The organism is Janibacter cremeus, from assembly GCF_029395675.1.
Lineage (GTDB): Bacteria > Actinomycetota > Actinomycetes > Actinomycetales > Dermatophilaceae > Janibacter > Janibacter cremeus_A.
In genome coordinates this window covers 2,373,891-2,398,316 of record NZ_CP115184.1, presented here as the reverse complement: position 1 = coordinate 2,398,316, position 24,426 = coordinate 2,373,891, and the positions used below count along the sequence as shown (strand labels likewise).

25 protein-coding genes, 1 tRNA gene and 1 riboswitch are annotated in these 24,426 nt (G+C 72.4%); of the genes, 14 read left to right on the top strand and 12 right to left on the bottom strand.

Annotated features, from left to right (window positions below; translation table 11 throughout):
• The first annotated feature begins 104 nt into the window (after positions 1-104).
• Positions 105-1,367 carry a Glu/Leu/Phe/Val dehydrogenase dimerization domain-containing protein gene (locus O9K63_RS11335; RefSeq protein WP_277242311.1) on the top strand — a complete coding sequence of 421 codons (1,263 nt, stop codon included), beginning with the start codon at positions 105-107 and terminating at the stop codon, positions 1,365-1,367.
• Positions 1,368-1,544: 177 nt separating this feature from the next.
• Here the strand turns inward: O9K63_RS11335 and O9K63_RS11330 are convergent, their stop codons facing one another.
• The 3 genes from O9K63_RS11330 to O9K63_RS11320 are packed head-to-tail and all read right to left on the bottom strand — an operon-like array spanning position 1,545 to position 3,687.
• Entirely contained in the window at positions 1,545-2,222 is a 678-nt protein-coding gene (locus O9K63_RS11330) for a GntR family transcriptional regulator (RefSeq protein ID WP_277237917.1), read from the bottom strand.
• Positions 2,219-2,938 (bottom strand): maleate cis-trans isomerase family protein, encoded by a 720-nt coding sequence (locus tag O9K63_RS11325; protein WP_277237915.1) that lies wholly within the window; start codon positions 2,936-2,938, stop codon positions 2,219-2,221. The genes O9K63_RS11330 and O9K63_RS11325 overlap by 4 nt, the downstream gene beginning before the upstream one ends.
• Positions 2,935-3,687, bottom strand: a complete 753-nt coding sequence (locus O9K63_RS11320; RefSeq protein ID WP_277237913.1) for a maleate cis-trans isomerase family protein — start codon at positions 3,685-3,687, stop codon at positions 2,935-2,937. Before O9K63_RS11320 ends, O9K63_RS11325 begins: the two co-directional genes overlap by 4 nt.
• Positions 3,688-3,767: 80 nt before the next feature.
• Here O9K63_RS11320 and O9K63_RS11315 point away from each other — a divergent pair, with 80 nt between their 5' ends.
• The 3 genes from O9K63_RS11315 to O9K63_RS11305 are packed head-to-tail and all read left to right on the top strand — an operon-like array spanning position 3,768 to position 6,764.
• Positions 3,768-4,748, top strand: coding sequence for a D-2-hydroxyacid dehydrogenase (locus O9K63_RS11315; RefSeq protein WP_277237911.1), 981 nt, complete (start codon positions 3,768-3,770; stop codon positions 4,746-4,748).
• A 1-nt stretch (position 4,749) separates the two neighbouring features.
• Entirely contained in the window at positions 4,750-6,120 is a 1,371-nt protein-coding gene (locus O9K63_RS11310; protein WP_277237910.1) for an amidase, read from the top strand.
• Positions 6,121-6,146: 26 nt separating this feature from the next.
• Entirely contained in the window at positions 6,147-6,764 is a 618-nt protein-coding gene (locus O9K63_RS11305; protein WP_277237908.1) for an alpha/beta hydrolase, read from the top strand.
• Between the two features lie 103 nt (positions 6,765-6,867).
• Here the strand turns inward: O9K63_RS11305 and O9K63_RS11300 are convergent, their stop codons facing one another.
• Complete coding sequence (locus O9K63_RS11300) at positions 6,868-7,365, bottom strand: DUF3830 family protein (RefSeq protein ID WP_277237907.1); 498 nt, start codon at positions 7,363-7,365, stop codon at positions 6,868-6,870.
• Position 7,366: 1 nt separating this feature from the next.
• Positions 7,367-8,608 carry an aspartate aminotransferase family protein gene (locus tag O9K63_RS11295; protein ID WP_277237905.1) on the bottom strand — a complete coding sequence of 414 codons (1,242 nt, stop codon included), beginning with the start codon at positions 8,606-8,608 and terminating at the stop codon, positions 7,367-7,369.
• Between the two features lie 85 nt (positions 8,609-8,693).
• Here O9K63_RS11295 and O9K63_RS11290 point away from each other — a divergent pair, with 85 nt between their 5' ends.
• From O9K63_RS11290 to O9K63_RS11280, 3 genes are all read left to right on the top strand, one after another.
• Positions 8,694-10,166, top strand: coding sequence for an NAD-dependent succinate-semialdehyde dehydrogenase (locus O9K63_RS11290; RefSeq protein ID WP_277237903.1), 1,473 nt, complete (start codon positions 8,694-8,696; stop codon positions 10,164-10,166).
• Between the two features lie 72 nt (positions 10,167-10,238).
• Positions 10,239-10,568, top strand: a complete 330-nt coding sequence (locus O9K63_RS11285) for a DUF952 domain-containing protein (protein ID WP_277237901.1) — start codon at positions 10,239-10,241, stop codon at positions 10,566-10,568.
• A gap of 85 nt (positions 10,569-10,653) precedes the next feature.
• Positions 10,654-12,033: a pyridoxal phosphate-dependent decarboxylase family protein gene (locus tag O9K63_RS11280; RefSeq protein ID WP_277237899.1), complete on the top strand. Its 1,380-nt coding sequence runs from the start codon at positions 10,654-10,656 to the stop codon at positions 12,031-12,033.
• A gap of 29 nt (positions 12,034-12,062) precedes the next feature.
• On the opposite strand, the gene ybaK is transcribed toward O9K63_RS11280, so the two are convergent.
• Positions 12,063-12,569 carry a Cys-tRNA(Pro) deacylase gene (ybaK, locus tag O9K63_RS11275; protein ID WP_277237898.1) on the bottom strand — a complete coding sequence of 169 codons (507 nt, stop codon included), beginning with the start codon at positions 12,567-12,569 and terminating at the stop codon, positions 12,063-12,065.
• A gap of 79 nt (positions 12,570-12,648) precedes the next feature.
• Between ybaK and O9K63_RS11270 the strand changes: the two genes are divergently transcribed.
• On the top strand, positions 12,649-13,083 hold the full coding sequence (locus O9K63_RS11270; RefSeq protein ID WP_277237897.1) for a VOC family protein: 435 nt from the start codon (positions 12,649-12,651) through the stop codon (positions 13,081-13,083).
• 4 nt (positions 13,084-13,087) lie between these two features.
• Here O9K63_RS11270 and O9K63_RS11265 read toward each other — a convergent pair whose 3' ends face one another.
• Both O9K63_RS11265 and O9K63_RS11260 read right to left on the bottom strand, forming a co-directional pair.
• The gene (locus O9K63_RS11265; protein ID WP_277237895.1) at positions 13,088-14,548 is read right to left on the bottom strand and encodes a protein adenylyltransferase SelO; all 1,461 of its coding nucleotides are present in this window, start codon (positions 14,546-14,548) and stop codon (positions 13,088-13,090) included.
• A gap of 72 nt (positions 14,549-14,620) precedes the next feature.
• Positions 14,621-15,283 (bottom strand): hypothetical protein, encoded by a 663-nt coding sequence (locus O9K63_RS11260; protein WP_277237894.1) that lies wholly within the window; start codon positions 15,281-15,283, stop codon positions 14,621-14,623.
• Positions 15,284-15,369: 86 nt separating this feature from the next.
• Between O9K63_RS11260 and ppk2 the strand changes: the two genes are divergently transcribed.
• The 4 genes from ppk2 (at position 15,370) to O9K63_RS11240 (ending at position 18,760) form a co-directional block, all read left to right on the top strand.
• A complete protein-coding gene (gene ppk2, locus O9K63_RS11255; RefSeq protein WP_277237892.1) occupies positions 15,370-16,260 on the top strand; it encodes a polyphosphate kinase 2 in 891 nt (296 codons plus the stop codon).
• A gap of 91 nt (positions 16,261-16,351) precedes the next feature.
• Positions 16,352-17,347 (top strand): hypothetical protein, encoded by a 996-nt coding sequence (locus tag O9K63_RS11250; protein WP_277237890.1) that lies wholly within the window; start codon positions 16,352-16,354, stop codon positions 17,345-17,347.
• A 34-nt stretch (positions 17,348-17,381) separates the two neighbouring features.
• The gene (locus O9K63_RS11245) at positions 17,382-18,092 is read left to right on the top strand and encodes a YczE/YyaS/YitT family protein (RefSeq protein WP_277237888.1); all 711 of its coding nucleotides are present in this window, start codon (positions 17,382-17,384) and stop codon (positions 18,090-18,092) included.
• A 38-nt stretch (positions 18,093-18,130) separates the two neighbouring features.
• A riboswitch (SAM riboswitch) is annotated at positions 18,131-18,244 on the top strand.
• Positions 18,245-18,274: 30 nt separating this feature from the next.
• Entirely contained in the window at positions 18,275-18,760 is a 486-nt protein-coding gene (locus O9K63_RS11240; protein ID WP_277237886.1) for an OsmC family protein, read from the top strand.
• Positions 18,761-18,879: 119 nt separating this feature from the next.
• Here O9K63_RS11240 and selB read toward each other — a convergent pair whose 3' ends face one another.
• From selB to O9K63_RS11220, 4 genes are all read right to left on the bottom strand, one after another.
• On the bottom strand, positions 18,880-20,691 hold the full coding sequence (gene selB, locus O9K63_RS11235) for a selenocysteine-specific translation elongation factor (RefSeq protein WP_277237884.1): 1,812 nt from the start codon (positions 20,689-20,691) through the stop codon (positions 18,880-18,882).
• Complete coding sequence (selA, locus tag O9K63_RS11230) at positions 20,688-22,046, bottom strand: L-seryl-tRNA(Sec) selenium transferase (RefSeq protein WP_277237883.1); 1,359 nt, start codon at positions 22,044-22,046, stop codon at positions 20,688-20,690. Before selA ends, selB begins: the two co-directional genes overlap by 4 nt.
• Positions 22,047-22,152: 106 nt before the next feature.
• A tRNA-Sec gene (locus O9K63_RS11225) sits at positions 22,153-22,248 on the bottom strand.
• A gap of 99 nt (positions 22,249-22,347) precedes the next feature.
• On the bottom strand, positions 22,348-22,956 hold the full coding sequence (locus O9K63_RS11220; RefSeq protein ID WP_277237881.1) for an endonuclease: 609 nt from the start codon (positions 22,954-22,956) through the stop codon (positions 22,348-22,350).
• A gap of 53 nt (positions 22,957-23,009) precedes the next feature.
• Between O9K63_RS11220 and selD the strand changes: the two genes are divergently transcribed.
• Together selD and O9K63_RS11210 are read left to right on the top strand one after the other, a co-directional pair.
• On the top strand, positions 23,010-24,011 hold the full coding sequence (gene selD / locus O9K63_RS11215; protein ID WP_277237879.1) for a selenide, water dikinase SelD: 1,002 nt from the start codon (positions 23,010-23,012) through the stop codon (positions 24,009-24,011).
• A gap of 49 nt (positions 24,012-24,060) precedes the next feature.
• The gene (locus O9K63_RS11210) at positions 24,061-24,414 is read left to right on the top strand and encodes a rhodanese-like domain-containing protein (protein WP_277237877.1); all 354 of its coding nucleotides are present in this window, start codon (positions 24,061-24,063) and stop codon (positions 24,412-24,414) included.
• The last annotated feature ends 12 nt before the right edge of the window (positions 24,415-24,426 follow it).

Below are 24,426 nucleotides of genomic sequence, written 5' to 3'. Positions count from 1 at the left end.
AGTGCACATGATCGTGCAGGTTCACGCGCTGGACGCCCTGCTGTGACCGGCCCCACGCTGAAGGGACAGGAATCTGCAGAAAGAAGGTGGTTGACGTGACGATCATGCACAGCCCGCACTGGGACTCGACGAGCAAGGCGGAGGCGCGCGTCCACCGCTCCCCCGACCGGACCGTCGATGTCGCACCCGATCAGGACCTCCTCGACGGGCCCCCGGCCCACGAGGTGACCTGGACCGACCCGGTCACGGGCGCCCGCGGATTCCTCGTCGTCCACACCCTCGTGGGTGGTCTGGCCACGGGTGGGACGCGCATGCGTCCCGGGTGCACGATCTCCGAGGTCGGTGACCTCGCCCGCGGGATGGCGACCAAGACGTCCGTCTTCGGCCTGCCCGTCGGAGGAGCGAAGGGGGGCGTCGACTTCGACCCCCGCGACCCCCGGGCGGTGGGCGTGCTGGAGCGCTTCTGCTCGGCGATGCTCCCGTGGCTGGACGGTCACTGGGTCACCGCCGAGGACCTGGGTGTCGCGCAGTCGCGCATCGATGAGGTCTTCACCACGCTCGGTCTCGGGCAGTCGTACCACGCGGCGATCACCCGTTCGGCCCACCCGCAACGCACGCTGTCGCGTGTGCGCGCCGGGCTGCACACCCTCACCGAGGACGGTCTCGAGCTCGGCGAGGTCATCGGCGGTTACGGCGTCGCCGAGGCGTGCCTCGGGGTCGCGGACTCGCTCGGTTGGGAGCAGGGGGCGACGACGGTCTCGATCCAGGGCGTCGGCACCATGGGCGGCGCGGCGGCCTGGTACCTGCACGAGGCGGGTGTGAAGGTCGTGGCGCTCGCGGATGCCGCCGGCACGCTGGTCGACCAGGACGGCCTCGACGTCCCGCTGCTGCTCGACCTGCGTGACGAGTACGGCGAGATCGACCGCAGCCGTGTGCCCGAGGACGTCGAGCAGCTGCCGCGCGAGGCGATCCTCTCGGCCCGGGCCGACATCTTCGTCCCCGCCGCGATCTCCTACGCGATCCGCGAGGAGAACGCCTCGGAGATCGCCGCGCAGGTCGTCATCGAGGCGGCGAACTCGGCCACCACGCGTGAGGCCGAGGCGATGCTCACCGAGAGCGGCGTGCCGGTCATCCCGGACTTCGTGGCCAACGCCGGCGCCGCCGCATGGGCCTGGTGGCTCCTGCAGGGCCAGGTCGGTGACGACCCTCAGGACTCCTTCACCCGGCTGAAGTCGGAGATGCGCGACAAGGTCGCCGTCATGCTCGCCGAGTGGCGGGGCATGGGCATCTCCCCCCGGCAGACCGGCCGGGCCCTGGCTGCGGCGAACCACAGCCAGCTCGCCCAGCAGGGGATCACCATCCCCTGACGCCTTGGGCGGTCCCCTTCCTCCGTGCGTGGTGGGTCGCGCGGAGGAAGGGAGCCATGGCCCTTGGCGCTCCGCCCGCGCTGGTGTGTGCTCTCGGAACCCGGGTGCACGGCGCGGGCTCCGGCCTGAGCCGGGCCACGACTCCCTTCCTCAGTGCTCCGCCGCGGGCACCGAGCGTCAATCGACCGGCTCGGTGCGCTTGTCCACGAGCCGGTCGACGGCGTCGTCCAGGTGGGCGAGCAGGGCGGACTTCACCCTGGCGGGGGAGTCGTCGAGGAAGGTCTGGGCCAGGGCCTCGTGCTCGTGGACCTGGATGTCCAGGTCGGGGTAGGTGGTGCGCAGCTCGCCCAGGCACATCCGGGTCTCGACGAGCAGCGTGCGCATCGCCCGGATGAGCCGGGGGCTGTGGGAGCACTCGACCAGCGACTCGTGGAAGGCCTGGTCCGCATCGGAGACCCCGGGGCCGTCGCCGCGGGCCGCGGCACGGCGCATCATCTCGACGCTGCGCTGCACGGACTCGTGCAGCTGCGCGCGGCGCTCCTCCCGAAGGACGATCTCCACGGCGCCGCGCTCGATGACCGACCGGGTGCGGTAGACGTCCCGCACGTCATCGAGCGTCAGCTCCGCGACGAAGACCCCGCGGTTGGTGATCGCCACCAGCACACCCTCGGACACGAGGCGCTGCATGGCCTCGCGCAGGGGCCCGCGGGAGACGGAGAACCGCTCGGCGAGGTCGGCCTCGCCGAGCTGGTCGCCCGGCTCGAGCGAGCCCGACATGATCGCCGCACGCAGCTCGCCGGCGATGTGCTCGACCGTCGAGCGCCGCTTCACGGGTTTGAGGTCCTCGAGCGTCATGAGCCCGGCCCCGCCCGGAAGAGGGTCCCGAGCTGCGGCATCGAGGGGACCTCCCCGACCAGCCGCAGTCCCTGCCAGATCGTCACCTGGTTGGCGGTGAGCACCGGCTTGCCGAGACGGGCCTCCAGCTCGGGCACGACGGCGAGGGTGCGCATCGCGGTGTCCGGGACGAGCAGGGCCCGGGCGTCGGGGTGGTCGTTCGCGGCGGCGAGCTCGATGACCTGCTCGGGCGTCAGCTCCCCGACCTCGGCGGCCGTGTCGATGCCTGCGCTCGACATGGAGACCACCCGCGTGCCCGCCGCGTCGAGGAAGTCGACGAAGAGCGAGGCGACGTCGTGCGGGTAGCTCGCGGCGACGGCGACCGTGGTGACGCCCAGGTGCTCCAGCGCGGCCGCGAAGGCCGCGCTCGTGCTCGACGCCGGGACACCGGCGGCGTCGGCGAGGGCCGCGATCTGGTCCTCGACCCCCTTCGGCCCGTAGACGAAGCTCCCGGAGGTGCACGCCCACACGATGGCGTCCGGCTCGTACTGCGCCAGCTCCGCAGCGCCGCCGGCGAGCCGCTCCGGGCTGCCGAGGTCGAGCAGCTCGGGGACCGCGTGCAGGTCGGTGCCGTAGATGTGGGCCACGGGCAGCCGCACGTCGAGCAGGTCTGCGGCCCAGGGGTACTCGTCCTCTGCGGCGTGGTCCGGGTAGATCATCCCGATCGTGGGGCTCATGGTTCCTCCTGGAAGACGTGCCGCAACCACTTCCCGGGACCGACCATCGGCAGACCCATCCGGCCCAGGCAGGCCCAGACGGTGAGCTGGTTTGCGGTGAGGATGGGCTTGCCGAGCTCGCGCTCGAGCGGCGTGATGATGTCGTAGGTGGGCAGGTTGGTGCAGGAGACGAAGATCGCCTCGGCGCTGGGGTCGTCGGCGGCGAGGATCTGCTCGACGACGGTGCGGTAGTTGACCCGCCAGATGCCGCCGCCGAGTCCGAGGTGGTGCGAGCGGATCACCTCGACGTCGAGTGCGCCGAGGAAGCCGGCGAGGCGATCGGTCAGCTCGGCGTCGTAGGGCGTGACGACCGACATGCGGCGCGTGCCGAGCTTCTCCACGGCCTCCATGAGGGCACCGGAGGTGGTGACCGCCATGGGGGCGCCGGCCTCGAGGATCGCCTGCCGCAGCGACGCCTCGTACTCCGGCCCGTTGATGAAGCTGCCCGAGGTGCACAGGTAGGCCACGACCTCGGGGTCGACGCCCATCACGTCGCGGGTGGCCTTCTGCAGGTGCTGCTTGCCGGAGACGAGCTCGGCCTGCTCCAGGCTGACCGCGACGGGCTCGAAGGGGGTGCGTGCCAGGTGGAAGCTGACCTCCAACGGCGCCCAGCGCCACAGCTCACGCTCCAGCGCGAGGTCGAAGGGCGCGATGATGCCGATCCCGCGTTGGGCCAGTGGCCCCTCGAACTCGACGTCTGTCAGCTCCACGCGTAGCCCCTCTCTCGCCGGGCAGCGGGAAGATTGCCGGATTGTTGACAATCTAGGGAGCGCGCTCCTAGGTTGTCAACATGTCGACAAAGCCGGTCGTCGTGGTCCTCCACAACGAGAATCGCCCTTCCCGGGACGCCCTCGCGCCAGTGACCGAGCGGGCCGAGGTCCGCTTCACCGAGGCCGACGGACTCGCCGAGGCGATGGACGGCGCCGACGTCGTCTTCGCCTACGACTTCCTCAGCACCGCGCTCGCCGAGGCGTGGCACGCCGCCGGGTCGGTGGAGTGGGTGCACATCGCCGCCGCAGGCGTGGACCCACTGATGACGCCCGAGGTCCGCGAGAGCGACGTGGTCATCACCAACTCCCGCGGTGTCTTCGACGACGCGATCGCCGAGTACGTCCTCGGCCAGGTGCTCTCCTTCGCCAAGGACCTGCCCCGGTCGCTGCGCCTGCAGGACGAGGCCACGTGGCAGCACCGCGAGTCCGAGCGGGTCGCCGGCACACGGGCGCTCGTCGTCGGGACGGGGCCCATCGGCCGCGCGGTCGCCCGGCTCCTGCGGGCCGCCGGGCTCGAGGTCTCCGGTTCCGGGCGAAGGGAGCGGGCCGGCGACCCGGACTTCGGTGACGTCTCCGCCACCGAGGACCTCCACGAGGCACTCGGGCGCGCGGACTGGGTGGTCGCGATCGCCCCGCTGACCGACCAGACGGCCGGGATGTTCGATGCGGACGCCTTCGCGGCCATGGGGCCGCACGCCCGCTTCATCAACGTGGGCCGTGGCGAGCTGGTGCGGACCGACGATCTGGTCGCCGCCCTTCGCTCCGAGCAGATCGCCGGTGCCGCCCTCGACGTGGTCGACCCGGAGCCGCTGCCGGAGGACCACCCGCTGTGGACCCTGCCGAACGTCATGATCACTCCCCACAACTCCGGTGACTTCGTCGGCTGGCGTGACGCACTGGTCGACCTCTTCGCGGAGAACTTCGTGCGCTGGGTCGACGGTCGTCCGCTGGACAACGTCGTCGACACGTCGCTGGGCTACGTTCCCACCACCAGGAGCTGAGATGAACCCGACCGAGATGACTGCCGTCGAGCTCGTCGCCGCCTATGGCGCGAAGGAGCTCTCGCCCGTCGAGGCGACCAACGCGGTCGTCGACCGCATCGAGGAGGTCGACGGCGAGATCAACGCCTTCTGCCTCGTCGACCGGGAGAGCGCCCTCGAGCAGGCACGCGCCTCCGAGGCCCGGTGGCAGGAGGGGACGCCCATCGGGCTGCTCGACGGCGTGCCGACCTCGATCAAGGACATCTTCCTCACCAAGGGATGGCCGACGCTGCGCGGCTCCAAGGCGATCGACCCCGACCAGCCGTGGGAGGTCGACGCACCCGTCACCGCCCGGCTGCGCGCCGACGGGATGGTCTTCGTCGGCAAGAACACCACTCCCGAGCTGGCGTGGAAGGGCGTCACCGACTCCCCGCTGACCGGCATCACCCGCAACCCCGTCGACCCGCGGACGACCGCCGGCGGTTCCTCCGGCGGGGCGGCGGCAGCGGTTGCCGGGGGGATGGGTCCGGTGTCGGTGGGGACCGACGCCGGCGGCAGCATCCGCATCCCCGCCTCCTTCTGCGGGATCGTCGGCTTCAAGCCGACCCACGGCCGCGTCCCGATGTTCCCGGCGAGCCCCTTCGGCCCGCTGGCCCACGCGGGGCCCATGACGCGGACCGTCGAGGACGCCGCCCTGCTCATGGACATCCTGTCCCTGCCCGACCACCGCGACCCCACCTCCCTGGCACCGCCGCGGCTGACCTTCCGGGGTGAGTTCAACCGCGAGGTCACCGGCCTGCCCGTCGCCTACTCCAAGACGCTCGGGTACGTCGAGGTGGACGAGGAGGTCGGTCGCATCTGCGACGAGGTGGTCGCGCGGATCGACGCGGCCGGGATGCCGGTGACGGCGGCCGACCCGGGCTTCGAGGACCCGCTCGAGGCGTTCGAGCTGATGTGGGCGGCCAGCGCGGCCACCCTCCTGCGGACGATGCCCGGCGCTCGCGAGACCGTCGACCCCGCTCTGGGGGAGGTGTGGGACCGCGGCGAGGAGGTCGGGGCCGTCGAGTTCCTGCAGGGGCGCGCCCTCGCGGCCGCGCTCGGGATCACCATGGGTGCCTTCCACGAGCAGCACAACGTGCTCATCACGCCGACGATGCCGATCACGGCCTTCGAGGCGGGCCACGACGTGCCACCGGGCAGCGGGCTGAAGAGCTGGCCGCAGTGGACGCAGTTCACCTACCCCTTCAACATGACGCAGCAGCCGGCGATCAGCATCCCCGTCGGCACGACCTCCGCGGGTCTGCCGGTCGGTCTGCAGATCGTCGGGCCGCGCCACTCCGACGACCTCGTCCTGGCCGTCGCGCGCTTCGTGGAGTGGCTCATCGCGAGCTGAGTCGTCGGTGGCCGAGGGGTGGATCCATGAGCGCATCGACCCATGAGCACGTCTTGGTGCCAGCGACCGGTGAGGGGCACCTGCCGCTCCTCCTGCTCCATGGCACCGATGGCAGCGAGACCGAACTGCTGCCGTTGGCGGACCGTCTGTCTCCGGCGACGAAGTTGAGCGTGCGCGGTACGGTCGACCTTCCCGGCGGCCATGCCTTCTTCCGTCGACGCCCGGACCGTCGTGTCGATGAGGAGGACCTGCGAGCGAGGGTCCCCCTCCTGCGCGAGTTCCTCCTGGACAACTGCCGTGAGCTCGGCGACACCCGCCCCGTCGCGGTCGGCTTCTCCAACGGCGCGATCATGGCCACGGCCCTGATGATGTGCCACCCCGACCTGCTCGCTGGGGCGGTGCTCCTGCGGCCCCTCGCGCCCTTCGCCAGACCGCCCGTGGCCGACCTCACCGGAGTCCGTGTGCTCCTCCTCGACGGTGAGCACGACCAGCGGCGACAGCGCGGCGACGGGCTTCGCCTCGCGCAGGAATTTCGCCGGATGGGTGCCGACGTGACCCACGACGTGCTGCCCGTGGCGCACGAGATCACCGAGCAGGACGAGCGCCTGGCCCGGCACTGGCTGCGTACGGCCCTGCTGAGCTGACGTGACCGTGGGGGCCAGTGAGCGTGCACAAAGGGGCCTCCCGAGGCGATCCGTGACGATTTCCGCCGCAGGGTGACCCCAGGAGACCTCTTCGTGCACGCGATCAGGCGCGGGCGAAGCTCAGCCGCTCGCCGGCGAACCCGTTGCGCCACAGGTCGTTGCACGCCGCGGCCATCTCGGGCAGGCCCTCCTCGATCGCGCCGAAGACGGACCCGGGCACCCAGCCCATGTCGCCGTTGATGAGCAGGTTGTTGCGCCCGTAGAAGATCGCCAGGTCGGTCGCGCCCTGCTCGGCGTGCGCCGTCGAGCCCGGGTCGTACCCGTACGCGGGGTTGCCGATCTCCCACGGCTCGAAGTCGAACAGACAGACGTCACCGGGGATCGGCGTGATCGTCGGGTTCTCCCGGTGCGGGGCCGCCGTGATCCGCGGGATGAGGGTGTAGACCTCGTTGCGCGCGTACTTGGCGTGGAAGGCATCACTGCCCGCGGGCAGGGCCTGCCACACCGCCTCGCAGGTCAGTGGGGCCTCGTCGTCGAGCAACCGCGCACGGCAGGTCACGCCCCGCGACTCGAGGGTGATCGTGAAGTACCTGGCCGCCATCTCAGACCTCCGCCAGGACCTCGGACCAGATGCCCAGCGCCTCGTCGACCTGCTCGGCGGTGACGACGAGCGGCGGGATCATCCGCACGGTGTTCATGTGCGCGCCACAGGTGAGCAGGAGCAGGCCCTTGGTCGCGGCGAGCTGCTGCGCCGTCTTGGCGCGCTCGGGGTCGGGGTGGCCGTCGGCGGTGGTGAACTCGCTGCCGACGAGCAGACCGAGTCCGCGCACGTCCCCCACACCGTCGACCGCCGCGGAGCGCGCACCCTCGAGCAGCTGGGTGCCGCGCTCGGCGGCGTTGGCGACCAGTCCCTCCTCCTCGATGACACCGAGGGTGGCCACGGCCGCGGCGCAGGCGACGGCGTTGGCGCCGTAGGTACCGCCCTGCGAGCCGGCCCAGGCCTTGGCCATGAGCTCCTCGGTCGTGGCGATGCCGGAGATCGGGAAGCCGGAGGCGATGCCCTTGGCCATGGTGATGACATCGGGCTGCACGTCGAAGTGCTGGTGGCCGAACATCTTGCCCGTGCGGCCGAAGCCCGCCTGGACCTCGTCCATGACCAGGACGATGCCGTGCTTGTCGGCACGCTCGCGCAGACCCTGGAAGAAGGCGGTGTTGCCGGGGATGTACCCCCCTTCGCCGAGGATCGGCTCGACGATGAAGGCCGCGGTCTCCTGCGGGGAGGTGAGCGTCGCGAAGATGTAGTCCAGCTCCTGCAGGGCGAAGCGGGTCGCCTCCTCCTCGCTCCACCCGTAGCGGTAGGCGGTGGGGAAGGGGGCGACGTGCACCCCGCCCATGAGCGGCGAGAAGCCGGCCGAGAAGCGGGTGCCGGACGTCGTCATCGTCGCCGTCGCGACCGTGCGGCCGTGGAAGCCGCCGTGGAAGACGATGACGTTGGGGCGGCCGGTGGCCTGGCGGGAGAGTCGCAGCGATGCCTCGAGCGCCTCGCTGCCGGAGTTGGCGAAGAAGACCGAGTTGAGGTGGTCGGGCAGGACGCCGTCGAGCTTGTCGACGAGCTCGAGGAGCGGCTTGTGCATCACGGTGGTGTACTGGCCGTGGATGAGCTTGCCGACCTGCTCCTGCGCGGCGGCGACGACCTTCGGGTGGCAGTGCCCCGTGCTCACGACGCCGATGCCGGCGGTGAAGTCGAGGAATCGGCGGCCGTCCGAGTCGAAGACCTCGGAGCCGAGTGCGTGGTCCACGACCACGGGGGTGGCCTGCTTGAGCAGGGGTGACAGCGCTGTCATCGAGAACCTCCAGATTGGTTGTCTGATTGTTGACAATACTTCTAGGATGGTGGCAACGGCAAGGACGCTGATGAAGGAGCCATCGATGCAGGACACCCAGATCACGCAGGACCGCGAGCGGGAGGCGATCGAGTCGCTGCCCACCGGTCTCTTCATCGGCGGGGAGTGGCGGCCGACGGCCGCGACCCTGCCGGTCTTCGACCCGTCCACCGGCACGGTCCTGTGCGATGTCGCGGACGCGACGCCGGAGGAGGCCTCCGCCGCCCTCGACGCCGCCGTGGAGGCGCAGCCCGGCTGGGCCGCGACCGCCCCCCGGGAGCGCAGCGAGATCCTCTCGCGCGCCTACGACCTGCTCATCGAGGAGAGCGAGCGGCTCGCGCTGATCATGACCCTGGAGATGGGCAAGCCCCTGGCCGAGGCCCGCGGCGAGGTCAAGTACGCGGCCGAGTTCTTCCGGTGGTTCGCCGAGGAGGCCGTGCGCATCGACGGCGGCTTCATGACGGCGCCCGCCGGTGGATCGCGCTTCCTCGTGTCCAAGGAGCCCGTCGGGCCCTGCATCCTCATCACCCCGTGGAACTTCCCGATGGCCATGGGCACCCGCAAGATCGGGCCGGCGATGGCCGCCGGGTGCACGTCGGTGATCAAGCCCGCGTCGCAGACACCGCTGTCCACCCTCGCCCTCGTCGAGATCCTCGAGCGGGCCGGCATGCCCAAGGGCGTGGTCAACGTCGTGACGACGAGCAAGACGGACGACGTGATGACGCCGATGATCCTCGACCCGCGCTCGCGCAAGATCTCCTTCACCGGCTCCACCCCCGTCGGCAAGCACCTGCTGGAGCTCGCGGCGAAGACGGTCATGCGCACGTCGATGGAGCTCGGCGGCAATGCCCCCTTCCTAGTCTTCGAGGACGCCGACCTCGACGTCGCGGTCGAGGGCGCGATGCTGGCCAAGATGCGCAACATCGGCCAGGCCTGCACGGCGGCCAACCGCATCCTCGTCCAGCGTCCGGTGGCCGAGGAGTTCTCCCGTCGGCTCACCGAGCGGATGGCCGCGCTGGAGATGGGACGTGGCGTCGAGGACGGCGTCGTCGTCGGGCCGCTCGTCAACCAGGGTGCGGTCGACAAGGTCGACGAGCTCGTCCGCGACGCCGTCTCGCGGGGCGCGACGGCACAGCTCGGTGGGGAGCCGTCCAGCCGGGAGGGGTACTACTACCCCGCCACCGTCCTGACGGGTGTCCCCGCCGAGGCCGACCTCGCGAGCACCGAGATCTTCGGCCCGGTCGCGGCGATCGGGGAGTTCGACACCGAGGAGGAGGCGATCCGACTGGCCAACGACACCCCCTTCGGCCTGATCTCGTACGTCTTCACGCAGAGCCTGGACCGCGGTCTGCGGGTCAGCGGAGCGCTGGAGGCGGGGATGGTCGGCCTGAACCAGGGCGTCGTGTCCAACCCGGCCGCACCCTTCGGTGGGATCAAGGAGTCCGGCGTCGGCCGCGAGGGCGGGTTCGTCGGCATCGACGAGTTCCTCGAGACGAAGTACATCGGCGTGAAGATGTGATTCGCCCCCCCCACCTCACTCTGGCAGGTGCTCTTGCGGGGTGGGGGCCCGCAGGTGCCTAGGCTCCTGCGCATGACGCTCCAGCACATCGCCCTCGAGTCCGACTGGCAGGCCGCGCAGGCGGAGGGGTCCTACCCGATTTCGACGCGGGGGCAGCGGATCGCCGACGTCGGTTTCATGCACTGCAGCACACCCGAGCAGACCGCGGGTGTGCGCGAGCGCTTCTACTCCGACGTCACCGAGCCGCTGCTGCTGCTCACCCTCGACGAGTCGGCGCTCGCGGCGCACGGACTCGAGGTGCGCAGGGAGCCGCCGGCGCCGGGAGTCGCCGAGCTCTTCCCGCACGTCTACGGCGGGGACCTGCCGGTGGCCTGCGTGGCCGCTGTCTCCGTCCTTCGCTGACGGCGGGCGCAGTGACCCGGGGCCCTCGGCGCCGGCGAACCGATACTCACGGGCGGATCCCGACGAACTGCGCCATGCTTGACTCATGGACGGGGACGGCCTGGGGGAGGCCCTCGACGCGGCAGCGAAACACGCCGCGGCGTGGCTCGACAGCGTCCCCGAGCGCCGGGTCCCGGCGAGCGCGACCGTCGACGAGGTGCTGGCGGTCCTCACCACGGAGCTGCCTGCTGAGCCGAGCACGCCCCTTCAGGTCATCGAGGAGCTCCAGCACGCGTGCGAGCCGGGGCTGACGGCGATGCCGAGTGGCCGCTTCTTCGGATTCGTCATCGGCGGCACGCACCCCGCGGCACTGGCCGCCGACTGGCTGGTCAGCGCCTGGGACCAGAACGCCGGCATGCGATTGGTGACCCCGTCCACCTCGGCCGTCGAGGAGCTCGCAGCCCGGTGGGTCCTCGATCTCCTGGGCCTGCCGGATGACGCGGGTGTCGGATTCGTGACGGGGGCCACCACCGCCAACTTCACGTGCCTCGCAGCCGCCCGGGACTCGGTCCTGCGGGCGCGTGACTGGGACGTGGGGGCACGGGGCCTCGCCGGTGGCCCTGCCGTGCGCGTGCTCGCGGGAGAGGAGGCGCACATGAGCGTGGACCTCGCCCTGCGCTACCTCGGGGTGGGCCAGCCCGAAACGGTGGAGGCCGACGAGCAGGGCAGGATGCGACCCGACGCCCTGCGCGTCGCGCTCGCCGGTGCTCCAGCGGTCCCGACGATCGTGGTCCTGCAGGCGGGCAACATCCACTCGGGAGCGTTCGACCCGTTCACGGAACTGGTGACCACGGCGCACGAGGCGGGAGCCTGGGTGCACGTCGATGGTGCGTTCGGGCTCTTCGCCGCGGCCTCGTCGACGCACCGGCACCTGACCTCCGGCATGGCCGCCGCCGACTCCTGGGCCACCGACGCCCACAAGACACTCAACGTCCCCTACGACTGCGGCATCGCACTCGTGCGTGACGCCCTGGCTCTGCGTGCGGCCATGGGCCACGAGCCGGCCCCGTACCTCATCACCGACGAAGCCGGGGACCCCTACGAGAAGGTGCCGGAGATGTCGCGCCGGGCTCGTTCCATCCCTGTGTGGGCCGTGCTGCGCGCGCTGGGTCGACGGGGTGTGGAGGACCTCGTCGACGGGCTCGTCGACCGTGCCCGTGCGTTCGCCGCAGGGCTCGCCGACGTGCCGGGCGCCACCGTCCTCAACGACGTCGTCTTCACCCAGGTGACTGCTGCGATGGAGGACGACGAGACCACCTCGAGGACGGTTGACGCGGTCCTTCGCGACGGTGCCGTCTGGATATCCGGGTCCCGCTGGCACGATCGCGCGGTGCTGAGGGCGTCGATGAGCAACTGGTCGACCACGCCGGCCGATGTCGAGGCCGCCGTGGACGCGGTGAAGCGGGCTCGGGCATCGCTCACCTGATCGACCTCGCCGAACCGCGGGGGAGGGGGTCAGGTCCTGGCGATGTCGGCAACAGTGGCGGAGGTGAGCGCCACGAGGTCCGACGGGGCCACCTCCAGGTCGAGGCCGCGTCGCCCGCCACTGACGAAGACCGTGCCGTGCGCCAGCGCCGACTCGTCGACGACCGTGGGCAGGGCGCGCTTCTGGCCGAGCGGGCTGATCCCACCGACGACGTACCCGGTGGTCCGCTCGGCCAGCGCGGGCTCGGCCATGGTTGCCTTCTTCGCGCCGACCGCGGCCGCCAGCGACTTGAGGTCGAGCTGGCCGGTCACCGTGACGATGCCGACGACGAGGCCGTGGTTCGCCGGCAGGTCCGTCTGCGCGAGGAGTGTCTTGTACACCCGCTCGGGCGCGACCCCGATCGCCTCCGCCGCCTCCAGCCCGTAGGACTGCGCCGCCGGGTCGTGCTCGTAGGGGTGCTCGGTGAACTCGACGCCGGCCGTCGTCAGGGCGCGCACCGCAGGGGTGGCGCCACCGGTCCTGGTCCTCTTGCCCATGGGATCAGCCTGCCAGCGAGGGCTCCCGCCAGCGGCGAAGGGGGTGGCCTCCCGCCGGGGACGGCGCCACACTGGGGTCGTGTTGCGACTGTCCCCCAAGCTCGTCGTCGACGACGGCCCCGGCGGCGCCGACCGGGCGATCGACTTCTACCGCGAGGTCCTCGGCGCGCAGCTGGACGTGCGCCACGTGATGGGCGCGGCGGTCGTCTTCGCGCGGATGCTGCTCCCCGGCGGCGGTGAGTTGCACGTCAAGGACGCCGACGGTCTCGACCCCGGGCCGCCGCCCGGAGGTGGCGGGCACATCCTGGACATCGTCTGCGCCGACCCGGACACCGTCGTCGCCCGAGCGGTCGGTCACGGCGCCGAGGTGCTCTTCGCGGTGGACGACCAGCCCTACGGCGCGCGGCAGGGGCGCTTCCGGGACCCCTTCGGGCACCAGTGGATCGTCGGTACCCCCATCGCGATGAGCGAGGACGCGGTGCAAGGGGCCCTCGACGCCTGGGCCGAGAAGTGAGGGGCTAGGTCCCGCAGTAGGTCACGTAGCCCCGGGTGAAGGCGGGGTCGGCGGGTTCGGCGTAGCGCTCCAGTCCCTCCTGCTCCGCGAAGGGGGAGCGGATCACCTCGAGGAGCTGCTCGAAGGGGGCGAGGTCCCCCGCGTGCGCCGCGGCCAGGGCCTCCTCGACGAGATGGTTGCGGGGGATGTGGACGGGGTTGGACTCGTCCATGATGTCGGCGCTGGACCAGACCGGCTTTCCTTCGCCGTCGAGACGCACCAGCCACCGCTCGCGCCACTCCTCCCAGCGCGGCACGTCCTCGATGCGGTCCAGGGTCGGGGTCGGCTCCCGGCGCAGCACCCGGGCCAGGTCGCGGAAGAGGCCCGTGAAGTCCAGCGTCTCCGCCGTCGCGATCCCCAGCAGGTCCTCGACGAGCTCGCGGTCCTCCGCCCCCACCCGGACGAGCCCGAGCTTGATGCGGAAGTTGTCCAGCCACCACTGGTCGTGGATCCCGGCGAAGGCCTCGACGCGCTCCTGCGCCTCGGTCATGAGCGCGTCCGGCTCGCCGACGGCCAGCGGCAGCAGGCACTCGGCCAGGCGGGCGAGGCCCCACATCGCCATCGATGGCTGCGCGGAGTAGCGGTAGCGTCCCGTCGAGTCCACGCTGCTGAAGAAGGTCTCCGGGTCGTAGGCGTCGAGGAAGGCGCAGGGGCCGTAGTCGATCGTCTCGCCGGAGAGGGTCATGTTGTCGGTGTTCATCACACCGTGGATGAAGCCGAGGGACATCCACCGCGCGACGAGCCGGGCCTGGCGCTCGACGACCGCGGACAGCAGTGCCATCGGGTCGTGCGGCGGCAGGTCGGGGTAGTGCCGGGCCCGGACGTGCTCGACGGCGTCGGCGAGCTGCTCGCGGCTGCCCCGGGTGGCGAGGAGGACGAGGGTGCCGACCCGCAGGTGCGAGGCGGCGACGCGGGTGAGGACGGCGCCGGGGAGGGGGCGCCCGCGCAGGACCCGCTCGCCGGTCGCGACGGCGGCCAGGGACCGGGTCGTCGGAACGTGGACGGCGTGCATGAACTCCGAGACGAGGTACTCCCGCAGCACCGGGCCGGTGACCGCGCGCCCGTCACCACCCCGGGAGAAGGGGGTGCGTCCCGACCCCTTGAGCGCGATGTCCCGGCGTCTGCCGTGGGTGTCGACGACCTCGCCGAGCAGGTGCGCGCGGCCGTCGCCGAGCACCGGAGTGAGCTGGCCGAACTGGTGACCGGCGTAGGCCTGGGCGATCGGCTCGGAGCCCTCGGCGAGGGCATTGCCCGCGAGGACCGCCACCCCCTCCGGGGAGCGGAGTCCGGCGGGGTCGAGGCCGAGCTCGGCGGCGAGCTCCTCGTTGAGTGCCAGCAGCTCGGGGGAGCGCACCGGGACCGGCTCGACCCGCGCCCCGAGCCAGCCGAGGTCGCGGACGAAGGTGTTGTCGAAGGGCCACCTCATGCCTCCACCCTCGCACGCGCGGTCAGCGGTGGCGACCCGCCCCGGAACGCTGCTGGGCCGGGCGCGGACGGGTCACGCGTGCTCTGCCGTGTAGCTCAGCTTGAGCTGTCCCTTCTTGGTGCGCACGCGAGTGATCCGGATGCCGGTGAGGTCACCCGTGGTGCGCACGTGGGTGCCTCCGCACGGGTCGGTCTGCAGGCCCTCGATCGTCACCCGGCGCACCCCCTCCGCGTCGACCTCGGCCCCGTAGGGCAGGTCGGCGGCGACTAGCTCGCCGGCCCGGGCGAGGACGGCCTCGATCAGGGCGGCCTTGGCCTCCTCGCCGTCGGGGAGGGTGCCACCGTCGACGTCGTAGAGCAGGAAGGCCTGGTCCGGGGTGTGACTCAGCCCGACGTTGACGAAGCCGAGGGGCTGGACGCAGGCGTCGAGGAGGTGCCCCGCGGAGTGGAGCGCCGCGTGGCGGCGGCGCACCACGGGGTCGATCGCGACGTGCACCACGTCACCGACGGCCGGGAGCGCACCCTCGGGGTGCAGCCAGACGGTGGTGGTCTCCTTGCTCACCGAGGCCGCTCGCGTGTCCACGGTGACGACGTCGTCGGGCTGGCCACCCCCCTTCGGGTGGACGATGCCGTCGCGCACCGCGATGCCGGGTGCGGGCTCCTCGCGCACCCCGACGACCTCGGTGTCGACCTCGAAGAGGTAGGTGTCCTCCCAGTACCTGCGGTGCTGCTCCATGACGTCATTGAAGCAGGGGGCCCACGGCCCCACCCGATCGCGTGCGCGCACACCCGCGCGACATCCAGACGTGGTATTGGTCAACCATGCAGCAGAATCTCCGGGAGTACATCGACCGGCTCACGGCCGAGGGGTACACGGTCCGCGACGACCAGGGCGACGACCCGCAGCTCATCGCCCCGGACGGCAAGGCGGTGGAGACGTGGCGGGAGAACTACCCCTACGACGAGCTGATGACGCGCAACGACTACGACGTCGAGAAGTACCTGCTGCAGATCGAGCTGCTGAAGTTCCAGTACTGGACGCAGGACACCGGACGCCGGTTCGTCCTCCTCTTCGAGGGACGCGACGCGGCCGGCAAGGGCGGGACGATCAAGCGCTTCACCGAGCACCTCAACCCCCGAGGGGCCCGGGTCGTGGCGCTGACCAGGCCGAGCGAGCGCGAGGAGGGGCAGTGGTACTTCCAGCGCTACATCCGGCACCTGCCCACGCGCGGTGAGATCGTCCTCTTCGACCGCTCCTGGTACAACCGTGCCGGCGTGGAGCGGGTCATGGGCTTCTGCACCGACGAGCAGTACGAGGAGTTCATGGACCAGGCGCCCAAGGTCGAGCGGATGCTCGCCGAGGCCGGCGTGCACGTGACCAAGCTGTGGTTCTCGGTGACCCAGCAGGAGCAGCGCACCCGCTTCGCCATCCGGCAGATCGACCCGGTCCGCCGGTGGAAGCTCTCACCGATGGACCTGGAGAGCCTCGACAAGTGGGAGGCCTACACCGAGGCGAAGGAGGCGATGTTCGAGCGGACCGACACCAAGCACGCCCCGTGGATCGTCATCAGGTCCAACGACAAGAAGCGTGGCCGGATCAACGCGATGCGCTACTTCCTCAACCAGTTCGACTACGCGGACAAGGACCCGTCGGTCGTCTTCGCACCGGACAAGAAGGTCGTCGCCCGCGGCAAGAGGGTCGTCGGCGACTGACGATGGTCCCTGCGCTCCGGTTGGGCCCCGGCCAGCGGGGTAATCTCATGAGCAGCCGCCGTCGGGAGCGGCCTCATGAAGGGGAGACGCCATGGAGGGCGGGAGCCACGTCGCGGACTCCTCCTCACGCTCGTGGGTGCTCCGGTCGGTCCGGGGTGCGGCGCTCCTGCTGTGCTTCGGGGTCCTCGGCCTCCTCTGGCTACTGCCCCCCGTGCGCCGTCGCCGCCGCAGGCGCGCGGCGGCATGCACGGCCTGCCGCCGTCGCCAGCGGGTCGGCACCGTCGTCGTCGCGGGCTTCGGGGCGCTGCTGCTCGTCGGCGCGGCGGCCCGCACGCAGCTGGCGGTCCAGGACGAGTGCAGTGCCCGGTTCGCCAGCGGAGCCGAGGAGGTGGTGGCCGAGACGCCGACCCCGGACTCGGTGCCGGGACTGTGGGGACGCACACGCGCCGTGATCAACGCACCGGTCAGCGGAGTCATGCTCCTGGGCACGCGGGCGGCGGGGATGGATCACTGCTCGGGGTCGGCGGTGCTCGTGGCCTTCCCCCCGGACCCGACCGCGCACGGCGGCGGAAGCGTCGTCGGGGACGTCTTCGTCAGCTGGATCGGCCAGCTGGACGTATCCGGCGTCCCGCTGCCCGGCCAGGAGTCCTACGTGCGGTTCGGGTCGGACACCAATGCCAGACCGGATCTGGTCGAGGCGATCGCGCGGCACGAGTCCCGGCACGTCGACCAGTGGGCCGTCGCCACGGTCGTCGGTGGCCCACTGGCGCTGCCGACCGCGTACTACGTCGACAGCCTGATCTTCCCCCTGTCGCGCAACCACTTCGAGCGCGCCGCCGGTCTCGGGGACGGCGGGTACGACCTCCCGCCCGACTTCGGCCCGAGCCCGCTGTGGCCGCCGCTGGTCCTCTCGCTCGCGCTGCTCGTGGTCCTCCTGCGCCGTCGCATCCGCTGGGCGAGCCGCGCGCTCGTGGGCGGCCCGGCCGGTGCCCGGGCCCACGAGGAGGACCGCTGCCCGGTCCACAGCCGGGGATGGTTCAGCAGCGCCCCGTCCCCCCTTCGCCCGGAGCCCGACGACGGGTCCTGAGCGCCCACCCCGGGTCGTGGGCGAGACTGGGGCCATGCCGCTCCCCGACCCACCGCCCCCGCAGGCGCCGCCGCGCGTGCGCAACCGCGAGCTCGCCGACATCGGCCCCCTCGCCCAGCTGCGTGCGGGCCGGCTCGGCATTCGGTTGCCGCTGCTGCTCGTCGGGCTCTTCTTCTACGGCGCGTCGATGGCGATGGTCATCCGCGGCACGCTCGGGCAGATCCCGTGGGACGTCCTGCACGTCGGCGTCGCCAAGCACGTCCCGCTGACCTTCGGGACGATCGTCATCGGTGTCTCGCTGCTCGTCCTCCTGGGGTGGATCCCGCTGCGCCAGAAGCCGGGCGTCGGCACGATCGGCAACGCCCTGCTCATCGGCCCGTCGGCGGACCTCGTCCTCTCCCTCCTGCAGGCGCCGGAGGCCCTCGGGTGGCGGATCGCGCTGCTGGTCGGCGGTGTCGTCCTCAACGGCATCGCGACGGGCATGTACATCGGGTCGCAGTTCGGTCCCGGCCCGCGTGACGGCCTGATGACCGGACTGGCGCGGGTGACCGGGCGCTCGATCCGACTGGTGCGCACCGGGCTCGAGGTCAGCGTGGTCGCCGTCGGGTGGCTCCTCGGCGGTGTCGTCGGTGTCGGCACCGTGCTCTACGCCGTGGCCATCGGACCGCTCGCGCAGCTCTTCCTGCCGCTCTTCACGGTCGACCTGACCCCCCGGCGTCCGGATGCCGGACCCCCCGACTCATAACTGGACATTATGGGTCGCAGTATGTGACGTTATGTCTTGGTCATGAGTCCCAGCGTGAAGCCCCGGCTTGCTGGGCGGCAACCCTCCACCCTCGGTGGGGTGCCCCGGGTGAGGACCTGGACGCGGTCGACCGGCCGTGTCAAGCGCGGGTTCACCTGAGCCCTGGACGAAAGAGTCATGCCATGAGCCAGACGATCGACGAGACCACCAACGACCCGAACCTGCTGACCACCTCGCTCACGGGCTCCCTCGTGCGCGGCACGGCCACGGAGGTCACCCTCTCGGCGCGTCAGCACACCTTCACCATCGACGAGCCGGCCGGCCTCGGTGGCACCGACCTCGGTGCCAACCCGGTCGAGCACCTGCTCGGCGCCCTCGCCTCCTGCACGGTCATCACCTACCAGGTGTGGGCGGAGAAGCTGGGCCTGCGCCTGGACGGCGTGGACGTCGCGCTCGCCGGCGACATCGACCTGCGGGGCTTCTTCGGCACCGCCGAGGGCGTGCGGCCGGGCTTCCGGGGCATCGACCTCGAGGTCACCCTCACCGGCCCGGAGAGCGACGCCGACTACCGCCGTCTCGAGGAGGCCGTGGCGACGCACTGCCCCGTCGCGGACAACCTCACCAACGGCGTCCCGGTGCGGACCACGCTCGAGCTGGCCGCCGGCTGATCACCACGGTCAGCCAGCGCCACTGCTGACTCCGACCGGCAGCGGAGTCAGCGCACGTCGTCCGGTCTGCAGCCCGCAGGGGGTGTTGCAGGCCGGGCGACGTGCTGTCCGGCCAGTGACTAGCGCACGACCTCGCGCAGACTCCCGTCGACCCGTCGGGTCCAGCCGCGAGCGTCGAGATGCTCCAGCAGCGGCACCGCGGTCCGTCGGGTCGTGCCGAGGGCCTGCCGCGCTGCGCTGAGGGTGAAGGGCTGCTCCAGCCCGGCGAGCACCCGCATGGCCCGAGCCGGTGCGTCGGGCAGCAGGACGACGTCGTCGGGCAGGCGCAGCAGCCGGCCGAGCCGGGCCGCGGCGGCGAGCTCGGTGGCACCGAGCCCGAGGTCGGCCAGCTCACCGCGCTCCGGAGCGACGAAGGGGGTCGCCCGCAGCCTCTCCTCGACGGCCGCGACGCCCGCCTCCGCGGCGCCGAGTCCCCCCGCCGCCGGGTCGTGGACGTTCCCGTCGGTGAGGGCCAGGCCGGCCGGACCGATGAGCGTCCGCACGGCCTCGTGACCGAGCGCGGTCGGCAGGTGCGCCGCCAGCCCGAGGTGGCGGGCCGCCTCGGCCACCGGCATCCCGGCGCTCAACGGCTCGCGTCGGTGGTGCTCCCGGACGGCCGTCACGAGGCGCGCCTGCCAGTCGGCCAGGGTGGCCCCGTCCACGAGCCAGTCGCCCATCCGGACGGCGCCGGAGGGGGCGGTCAGACCCAGCCGGCCCAGCACGTCCACCCGGTCGGCGCCCCGTGAGCGCAGCCGCACGGCCGCCGGGTCCCCGGTGGACAACGCCTCGGCGCGCCGGCTGGCCGCGCCCCGGCGAGCCAACGGGAGGGGGTCGACGTCGACGACCCGCACGGACCACAGCCGGCGGCTGCCCGGGTCCCGCAGGATCGCCCGGTCGGCCACCCGCCACGGCAGGACCACCCCCGAGGTCAACCGAGCGAACCCGGCACCGAGCGGACGCACGTGCACGCTGACGTCCGCGGACCCCACGTGCAGCGTCGCCACCTGCGGGGGTGAGCGGTCCGGTCCGCCGGGGGGACCCCCTTCGTCCTCGTCGACGGGAGCCAGGGCGACGTCGACGACGTCGGCCAGCTCGAAGGCATCCGGGGTGAGCAGGACGAGCGAGCGGCCCACGGTGTCCGCCTCCACCCCGCGGAGGTTGACCGCGGCCCGGGAGACCGGCCCGACCTGCTCGCGGGCGGCGTCCTGGCTGTGCAGCCCGCGCACGGTCACCCCGCGGGTGGTGCCGTGGTCGAGGAGGGTCAGCCGGTCACCGCTGCGCAGCGTGCCCGCGCCGAGGGTGCCGGTGACGACCGTGCCCGCCCCGGAGATCGAGAAGGACCGGTCGCCCCACAACCGCACCGGCGCGTCGGGATCGGGCCTCGGCATGCGGTCGACGAGCGCGTCCAACCCGTCACGCACCGAGTCCAGTCCGTCGCCGGTCACGGCGGAGACCTCGCAGACCGGCACGTCCAGGCCGGCCGCCGCGAGCCGCCCGGTCGCCTGGGAGCGCACCTCTGCCCGCTGGTCGGCGTCGGCGAGGTCGCACCGGGTGAGCACGAGCAGCCCGTCGGTGATCCCCAGCGCCCGGACCGCCGCGAGGTGCTCACTGCTCTGCGCCTGCCACCCCTGGTCCGCGGCGACGACGAAGACCACCGTCGGCGCGGGCCCGAGACCCGAGAGCATCGTGCCGACGAACCGCTGGTGCCCCGGCACGTCGACGAAGGCCACCTCGGCCCCGCTCGGCAGCGTCGTCCACGCGTAGCCGAGCTCGATGGTCAGGCCGCGTCTGCGCTCCTGCGCCAGCCGGTCCGGGTCGCGTCCGGTCAGTGCCCGCACGAGGGTGGACTTGCCGTGGTCGACGTGCCCGGCCGTCGCCAGCACCCGCCTCATGACGAAGGGGGCGGCTCGCCGGCCCCGGGCCGCGCGTCCGACCCATCACGAAGGGCGGTGCGCACCGCCGCCTCCACGTCACCGTCGCGGTCGGCGGGGACGCAGCGCAGGTCGATCAGGCCGCGGCCCTCGTCGACCCGGGCGAGCACGGCAGGGACACCGGGAGGCGGGGTGCGCAGTCGCTCGACCGCGGCGACGGGGATCTCGACCGCCCAGCCGGGCAGCGGCACCCCGGGGGCGCCGCCGCCACCGACCCGCCCCTCGACGGCCACGACGCCGCGGCCGAGCCCGGTGGCCAGGCGCTCGACCCGGGGGCGCAGCTCGTCGGCGCTCGCGTGCAGCGCCGCCGTCACAGGTGTCGCCGGCCCGCGCACGGTCGCCTCGAGCGCGGCGATGGTCAGCTTGTCGATGCGCAGCGCCCGGGCGAGCGGGTGTCGACGCAGGATCTCGACGACGTCGGCGTCACCGAGGACGAGGCCCGCCTGGGGCCCGCCGAGCAGCTTGTCGCCGCTCGCCGTGACGAGCGTCGCGCCCTGTCGCAGGGCGGTGGTCGCGTCCGGCTCGTCGGGCAGGAGCGGGTCGGGGGCGAGCAGGCCGGAACCGATGTCGGCGACGAGCGGGACGGGCGAGCCGTCGGGGCGCACCGCACCGCGCAGCTCCTCGTACCCGACGGCCGTGGTGAAGCCGTCGACCCGGAAGTTGCTCGGGTGCGCCTTGAGGATGCATCCGGTCCCCGGGCCGATCGCGTCGAGGTAGTCGCGCAGGTGGGTGCGGTTGGTCGTGCCCACTTCACGCAGCCGGGCGCCGGTCGAGGCGATGAGGTCGGGCAGGCGGAAGCCGTCGCCGATCTCGATCATCTCCCCGCGGGAGACGATGACGTCCTTGCCGGCGGCGAGGGCGGTCGTCGCGAGGACGAGCGCGGCGGCGCCGTTGTTGACCACGAGCGCACCGCCGGCGTCGGGGACGGCCTCGCGCAGCGCGGCGAGCGCACCGGCGCCGCGTCGGCTGCGGGCACCGGAGGCCAGGTCCATCTCGACGTCCACGTAGCCGGCGGCGTCGACGACGGCCTCGACGGCGCCGGGGGAGAGGGGCGCTCGACCGATGTTGGTGTGGATGACCACGCCGGTCGCGTTGAGGACGGGCGTGAGCGAGGAGGCCCGAGTCGGGAGGCCGGCCAGGGCGGTGGTCGCCACGTCCCCCGGGGCGATCTCCCCGCGGCGGGCGCGGTCCTGGGCGCGGTTGACGACGGTGCGCACCGTCGAGCGGCCCAGTCGCGCGGCGGCTGCGACGAAGGGGGGTTCTGCCAGGAGCGCGTCCGTGCGGGGTATCGCCCGACGAGGGTCGATCGTGGTCACCTCGCGCTCCCTTCGTCCGGGACTGGTCGGGCCTGTGTCCTGCACTGCGCGCCCGTGTCACGTCGCGGCGTCGCACGGGCGCACACGTCGTGACACGGGCAATGCGTGGCGGAGACGGACGGGAATCGAACCCGCCAGACCGAGATGCTCGGCCTCACCGGTGTTGAAGACCGGGGGGACCACCAGGAACCCAGACGCCTCCACGGCCCACCATAGGACCTCGCAGGTGGGGGCGGGCCCTCGGGTACCGCACCGTTTCGCGCCCGTCGCCGGGGGCCGCTGCTCCGGCGCGGGGTCGGGGTCAGTCGTCGAGGTCGACGCGGACCAGGGCGGCGGTCAACCGGGCGAGGTCGTCGCCGTCGACGAGCGCGGCGAGCTTCTCCGGGTCGGTGGGCAGACCGAGCGCTCCGGCGCCCTGGCGCACCCGGTCGTCGACCTGCGGCCGCAGGTCGGGCCAGACGGCCTGGACCTCACGGCAGAAGATCCCCGACCCCGTCGGGCCGACGCGGGGAAACTCCTCGAGCAGGGAACGCAGGCTCCCTTCGTCATTGGCCGCCTCGTGCAGCCGGCGCAGGTCCCCCCGCCACCGCTCCTGCAGCAGCTGGGCCATCTCCGCCAGGTACGTCGCCGTGCTCTCGTCGTACCTGCGGTAGCCCCCGCGACCGAGCGCGTCCGCCCGCTCCTGCCACGTCGAGTCGAGCAGGTGCTCCGGGGTGGTCCACCCGGCCCCGAGCAGCTCGCGCATCGTGGCCACGGCGACGGAGGCACCGATGGGCGCCGAGAAGAGCTGGGTCAGGCAGAGCAGCTGGAACAGCGGGGCCGGCGTGTCCCGCAGACGGATCCCCGCCTCCTCCGAGTAGGTGGTTCCGTGATCGCGCAGGAGGCGTTCGACGGTGTCCTTGTCGCTCATGCGGTCCTCGTACCCGGGTACCGGCGGCTCATGCCGTGGCCTAGCCTCTCGATATGGAGCCCGTACGCCTGACCCAGTACGCGCGCGGCGGTGGCTGCGCCTGCAAGATCCCCGCCGGTGAGCTCGAGGAGATCGTCGCCGGGCTGCACGGCGCGAGCCCGCCCGGTGCGGACGTCGTCGTCGGGCTCGACGACGGTGACGACGCGGGCGCCGTGCGCGTCCAGGGCGGCCTCGCCGTGCTGTCGACGTCGGACTTCTTCACGCCCGTCGTCGACGACGCCTACGACTGGGGCCGCATCGCCGCAGCCAACGCGATCTCCGACATCTACGCGATGGGTGGTGAGCCGGTCATGGCGATCAACCTCGTCGCCTGGCCGCGCGAGCTGATCTCGACCGACCACCTGCGCGAGGTGCTGCGCGGCGGGCTCGACGTGGCCACCGAGGCGGGCTGCCCGGTCCTCGGCGGGCACAGCATCGACGCCCCCGAGCCGATCTACGGCATGGCGGTCACCGGCACTGCCGACCCCGACCGGATGATGCGCAACGACGCCGCCGAGGCGGGGCTGCCGATCAGCCTGACCAAGCCCCTGGGGGTCGGCGTGCTCAACAACCGGCACAAGGCGACGGGGGAGCGCAGCGAGGAGGCCATCGCCTCCATGGCCGCCCTCAACCGAGACGCCGCCCGCGCCGCGCTCGCCGCCCGGGTGCGCGCGGCGACGGACGTCACCGGCTTCGGCCTGCTCGGGCACCTCTACAAGATGGCGCGGGCCTCCGGCGTCGCCGCCCGGATCGACGCGGCTGCCGTGCCCTACGTCGCCGGAGCCCGCGAGGCGCTCGCGGCCGGCCACGTGCCCGGGGGCTCGAAGCGCAACCTCGACTGGGTGCGTCCGTACCTCCGCGCCGACGGCATCAGCGAGGACGAGCTGATCCTGCTCGCGGACGCCCAGACGTCCGGTGGGCTGCTCGTCGTCGGCGAGGTCCCGGGTGCCCCGGTCGTCGGTGAGACGGTCGCCGCCGGGTCGCTCCCGGGCGGCGCGCTCGTCCAGGTGGTGTGAGCGAGGCCGACCGGCTCCTTCCGTTGCTGGCCGCGGACAAAGGAAGCGCGTGGTCCTTGGCGCGAAGTCCGGACGCGTCGCCCTGGCAGCGACCGTTCTCGAAGGTGGTCCGGACTTCGGCCTGAGTCGGACCACACCCTCCCTTCGTCCGCTGGAGCCCAGCCGGCCCCCTCAACTGCGTGGTCCCGGCTGGCGGCTGGACCCGACGAGCCCCCACCGCATCCCCGAGGCAGCCACCGGGGTGCAGGTCAGCGTCCTGTGCCGTCAGGGCTACAGCTCGTCACTGGCGGCGGCGTCCCTGCGCGCGCTCGGCGTCGACGCGACCGACGTCATCGGAGGCGTCGAGGCCTGGGCCGCGGCCGGGCTGCCCCTGACGGACGGCCCGGCCGACGTCCGGGAGTGATCGAGCACGGCA

Excerpts from the sequence above, each read along its gene's own strand:
- O9K63_RS11295 (WP_277237905.1), bottom strand. The coding sequence starts at position 8,608 with ATGACAGCGCTGTCACCCCTGCTCAAGCAGGCCACCCCCGTGGTCGTG.
- O9K63_RS11245 (WP_277237888.1), top strand. The coding sequence starts at position 17,382 with ATGCCGCTCCCCGACCCACCGCCCCCGCAGGCGCCGCCGCGCGTGCGC.
- selB (WP_277237884.1), bottom strand. The coding sequence starts at position 20,691 with ATGAGGCGGGTGCTGGCGACGGCCGGGCACGTCGACCACGGCAAGTCC.
- O9K63_RS11260 (WP_277237894.1), bottom strand. The coding sequence starts at position 15,283 with ATGGAGCAGCACCGCAGGTACTGGGAGGACACCTACCTCTTCGAGGTC.
- O9K63_RS11315 (WP_277237911.1), top strand. The coding sequence starts at position 3,768 with ATGTCGACAAAGCCGGTCGTCGTGGTCCTCCACAACGAGAATCGCCCT.
- O9K63_RS11325 (WP_277237915.1), bottom strand. The coding sequence starts at position 2,938 with ATGAGCCCCACGATCGGGATGATCTACCCGGACCACGCCGCAGAGGAC.
- O9K63_RS11285 (WP_277237901.1), top strand. The coding sequence starts at position 10,239 with ATGACGCTCCAGCACATCGCCCTCGAGTCCGACTGGCAGGCCGCGCAG.
- O9K63_RS11335 (WP_277242311.1), top strand. The coding sequence starts at position 105 with ATGCACAGCCCGCACTGGGACTCGACGAGCAAGGCGGAGGCGCGCGTC.
- O9K63_RS11300 (WP_277237907.1), bottom strand. The coding sequence starts at position 7,365 with ATGGCGGCCAGGTACTTCACGATCACCCTCGAGTCGCGGGGCGTGACC.
- O9K63_RS11305 (WP_277237908.1), top strand. The coding sequence starts at position 6,147 with ATGAGCGCATCGACCCATGAGCACGTCTTGGTGCCAGCGACCGGTGAG.
- ybaK (WP_277237898.1), bottom strand. The coding sequence starts at position 12,569 with ATGGGCAAGAGGACCAGGACCGGTGGCGCCACCCCTGCGGTGCGCGCC.
- O9K63_RS11310 (WP_277237910.1), top strand. The coding sequence starts at position 4,750 with ATGAACCCGACCGAGATGACTGCCGTCGAGCTCGTCGCCGCCTATGGC.
- O9K63_RS11250 (WP_277237890.1), top strand. The coding sequence starts at position 16,352 with ATGGAGGGCGGGAGCCACGTCGCGGACTCCTCCTCACGCTCGTGGGTG.
- O9K63_RS11330 (WP_277237917.1), bottom strand. The coding sequence starts at position 2,222 with ATGACGCTCGAGGACCTCAAACCCGTGAAGCGGCGCTCGACGGTCGAG.
- selD (WP_277237879.1), top strand. The coding sequence starts at position 23,010 with ATGGAGCCCGTACGCCTGACCCAGTACGCGCGCGGCGGTGGCTGCGCC.
- O9K63_RS11220 (WP_277237881.1), bottom strand. The coding sequence starts at position 22,956 with ATGAGCGACAAGGACACCGTCGAACGCCTCCTGCGCGATCACGGAACC.
- O9K63_RS11265 (WP_277237895.1), bottom strand. The coding sequence starts at position 14,548 with ATGAGGTGGCCCTTCGACAACACCTTCGTCCGCGACCTCGGCTGGCTC.
- O9K63_RS11280 (WP_277237899.1), top strand. The coding sequence starts at position 10,654 with ATGGACGGGGACGGCCTGGGGGAGGCCCTCGACGCGGCAGCGAAACAC.
- O9K63_RS11240 (WP_277237886.1), top strand. The coding sequence starts at position 18,275 with ATGAGCCAGACGATCGACGAGACCACCAACGACCCGAACCTGCTGACC.
- O9K63_RS11290 (WP_277237903.1), top strand. The coding sequence starts at position 8,694 with ATGCAGGACACCCAGATCACGCAGGACCGCGAGCGGGAGGCGATCGAG.
- ppk2 (WP_277237892.1), top strand. The coding sequence starts at position 15,370 with ATGCAGCAGAATCTCCGGGAGTACATCGACCGGCTCACGGCCGAGGGG.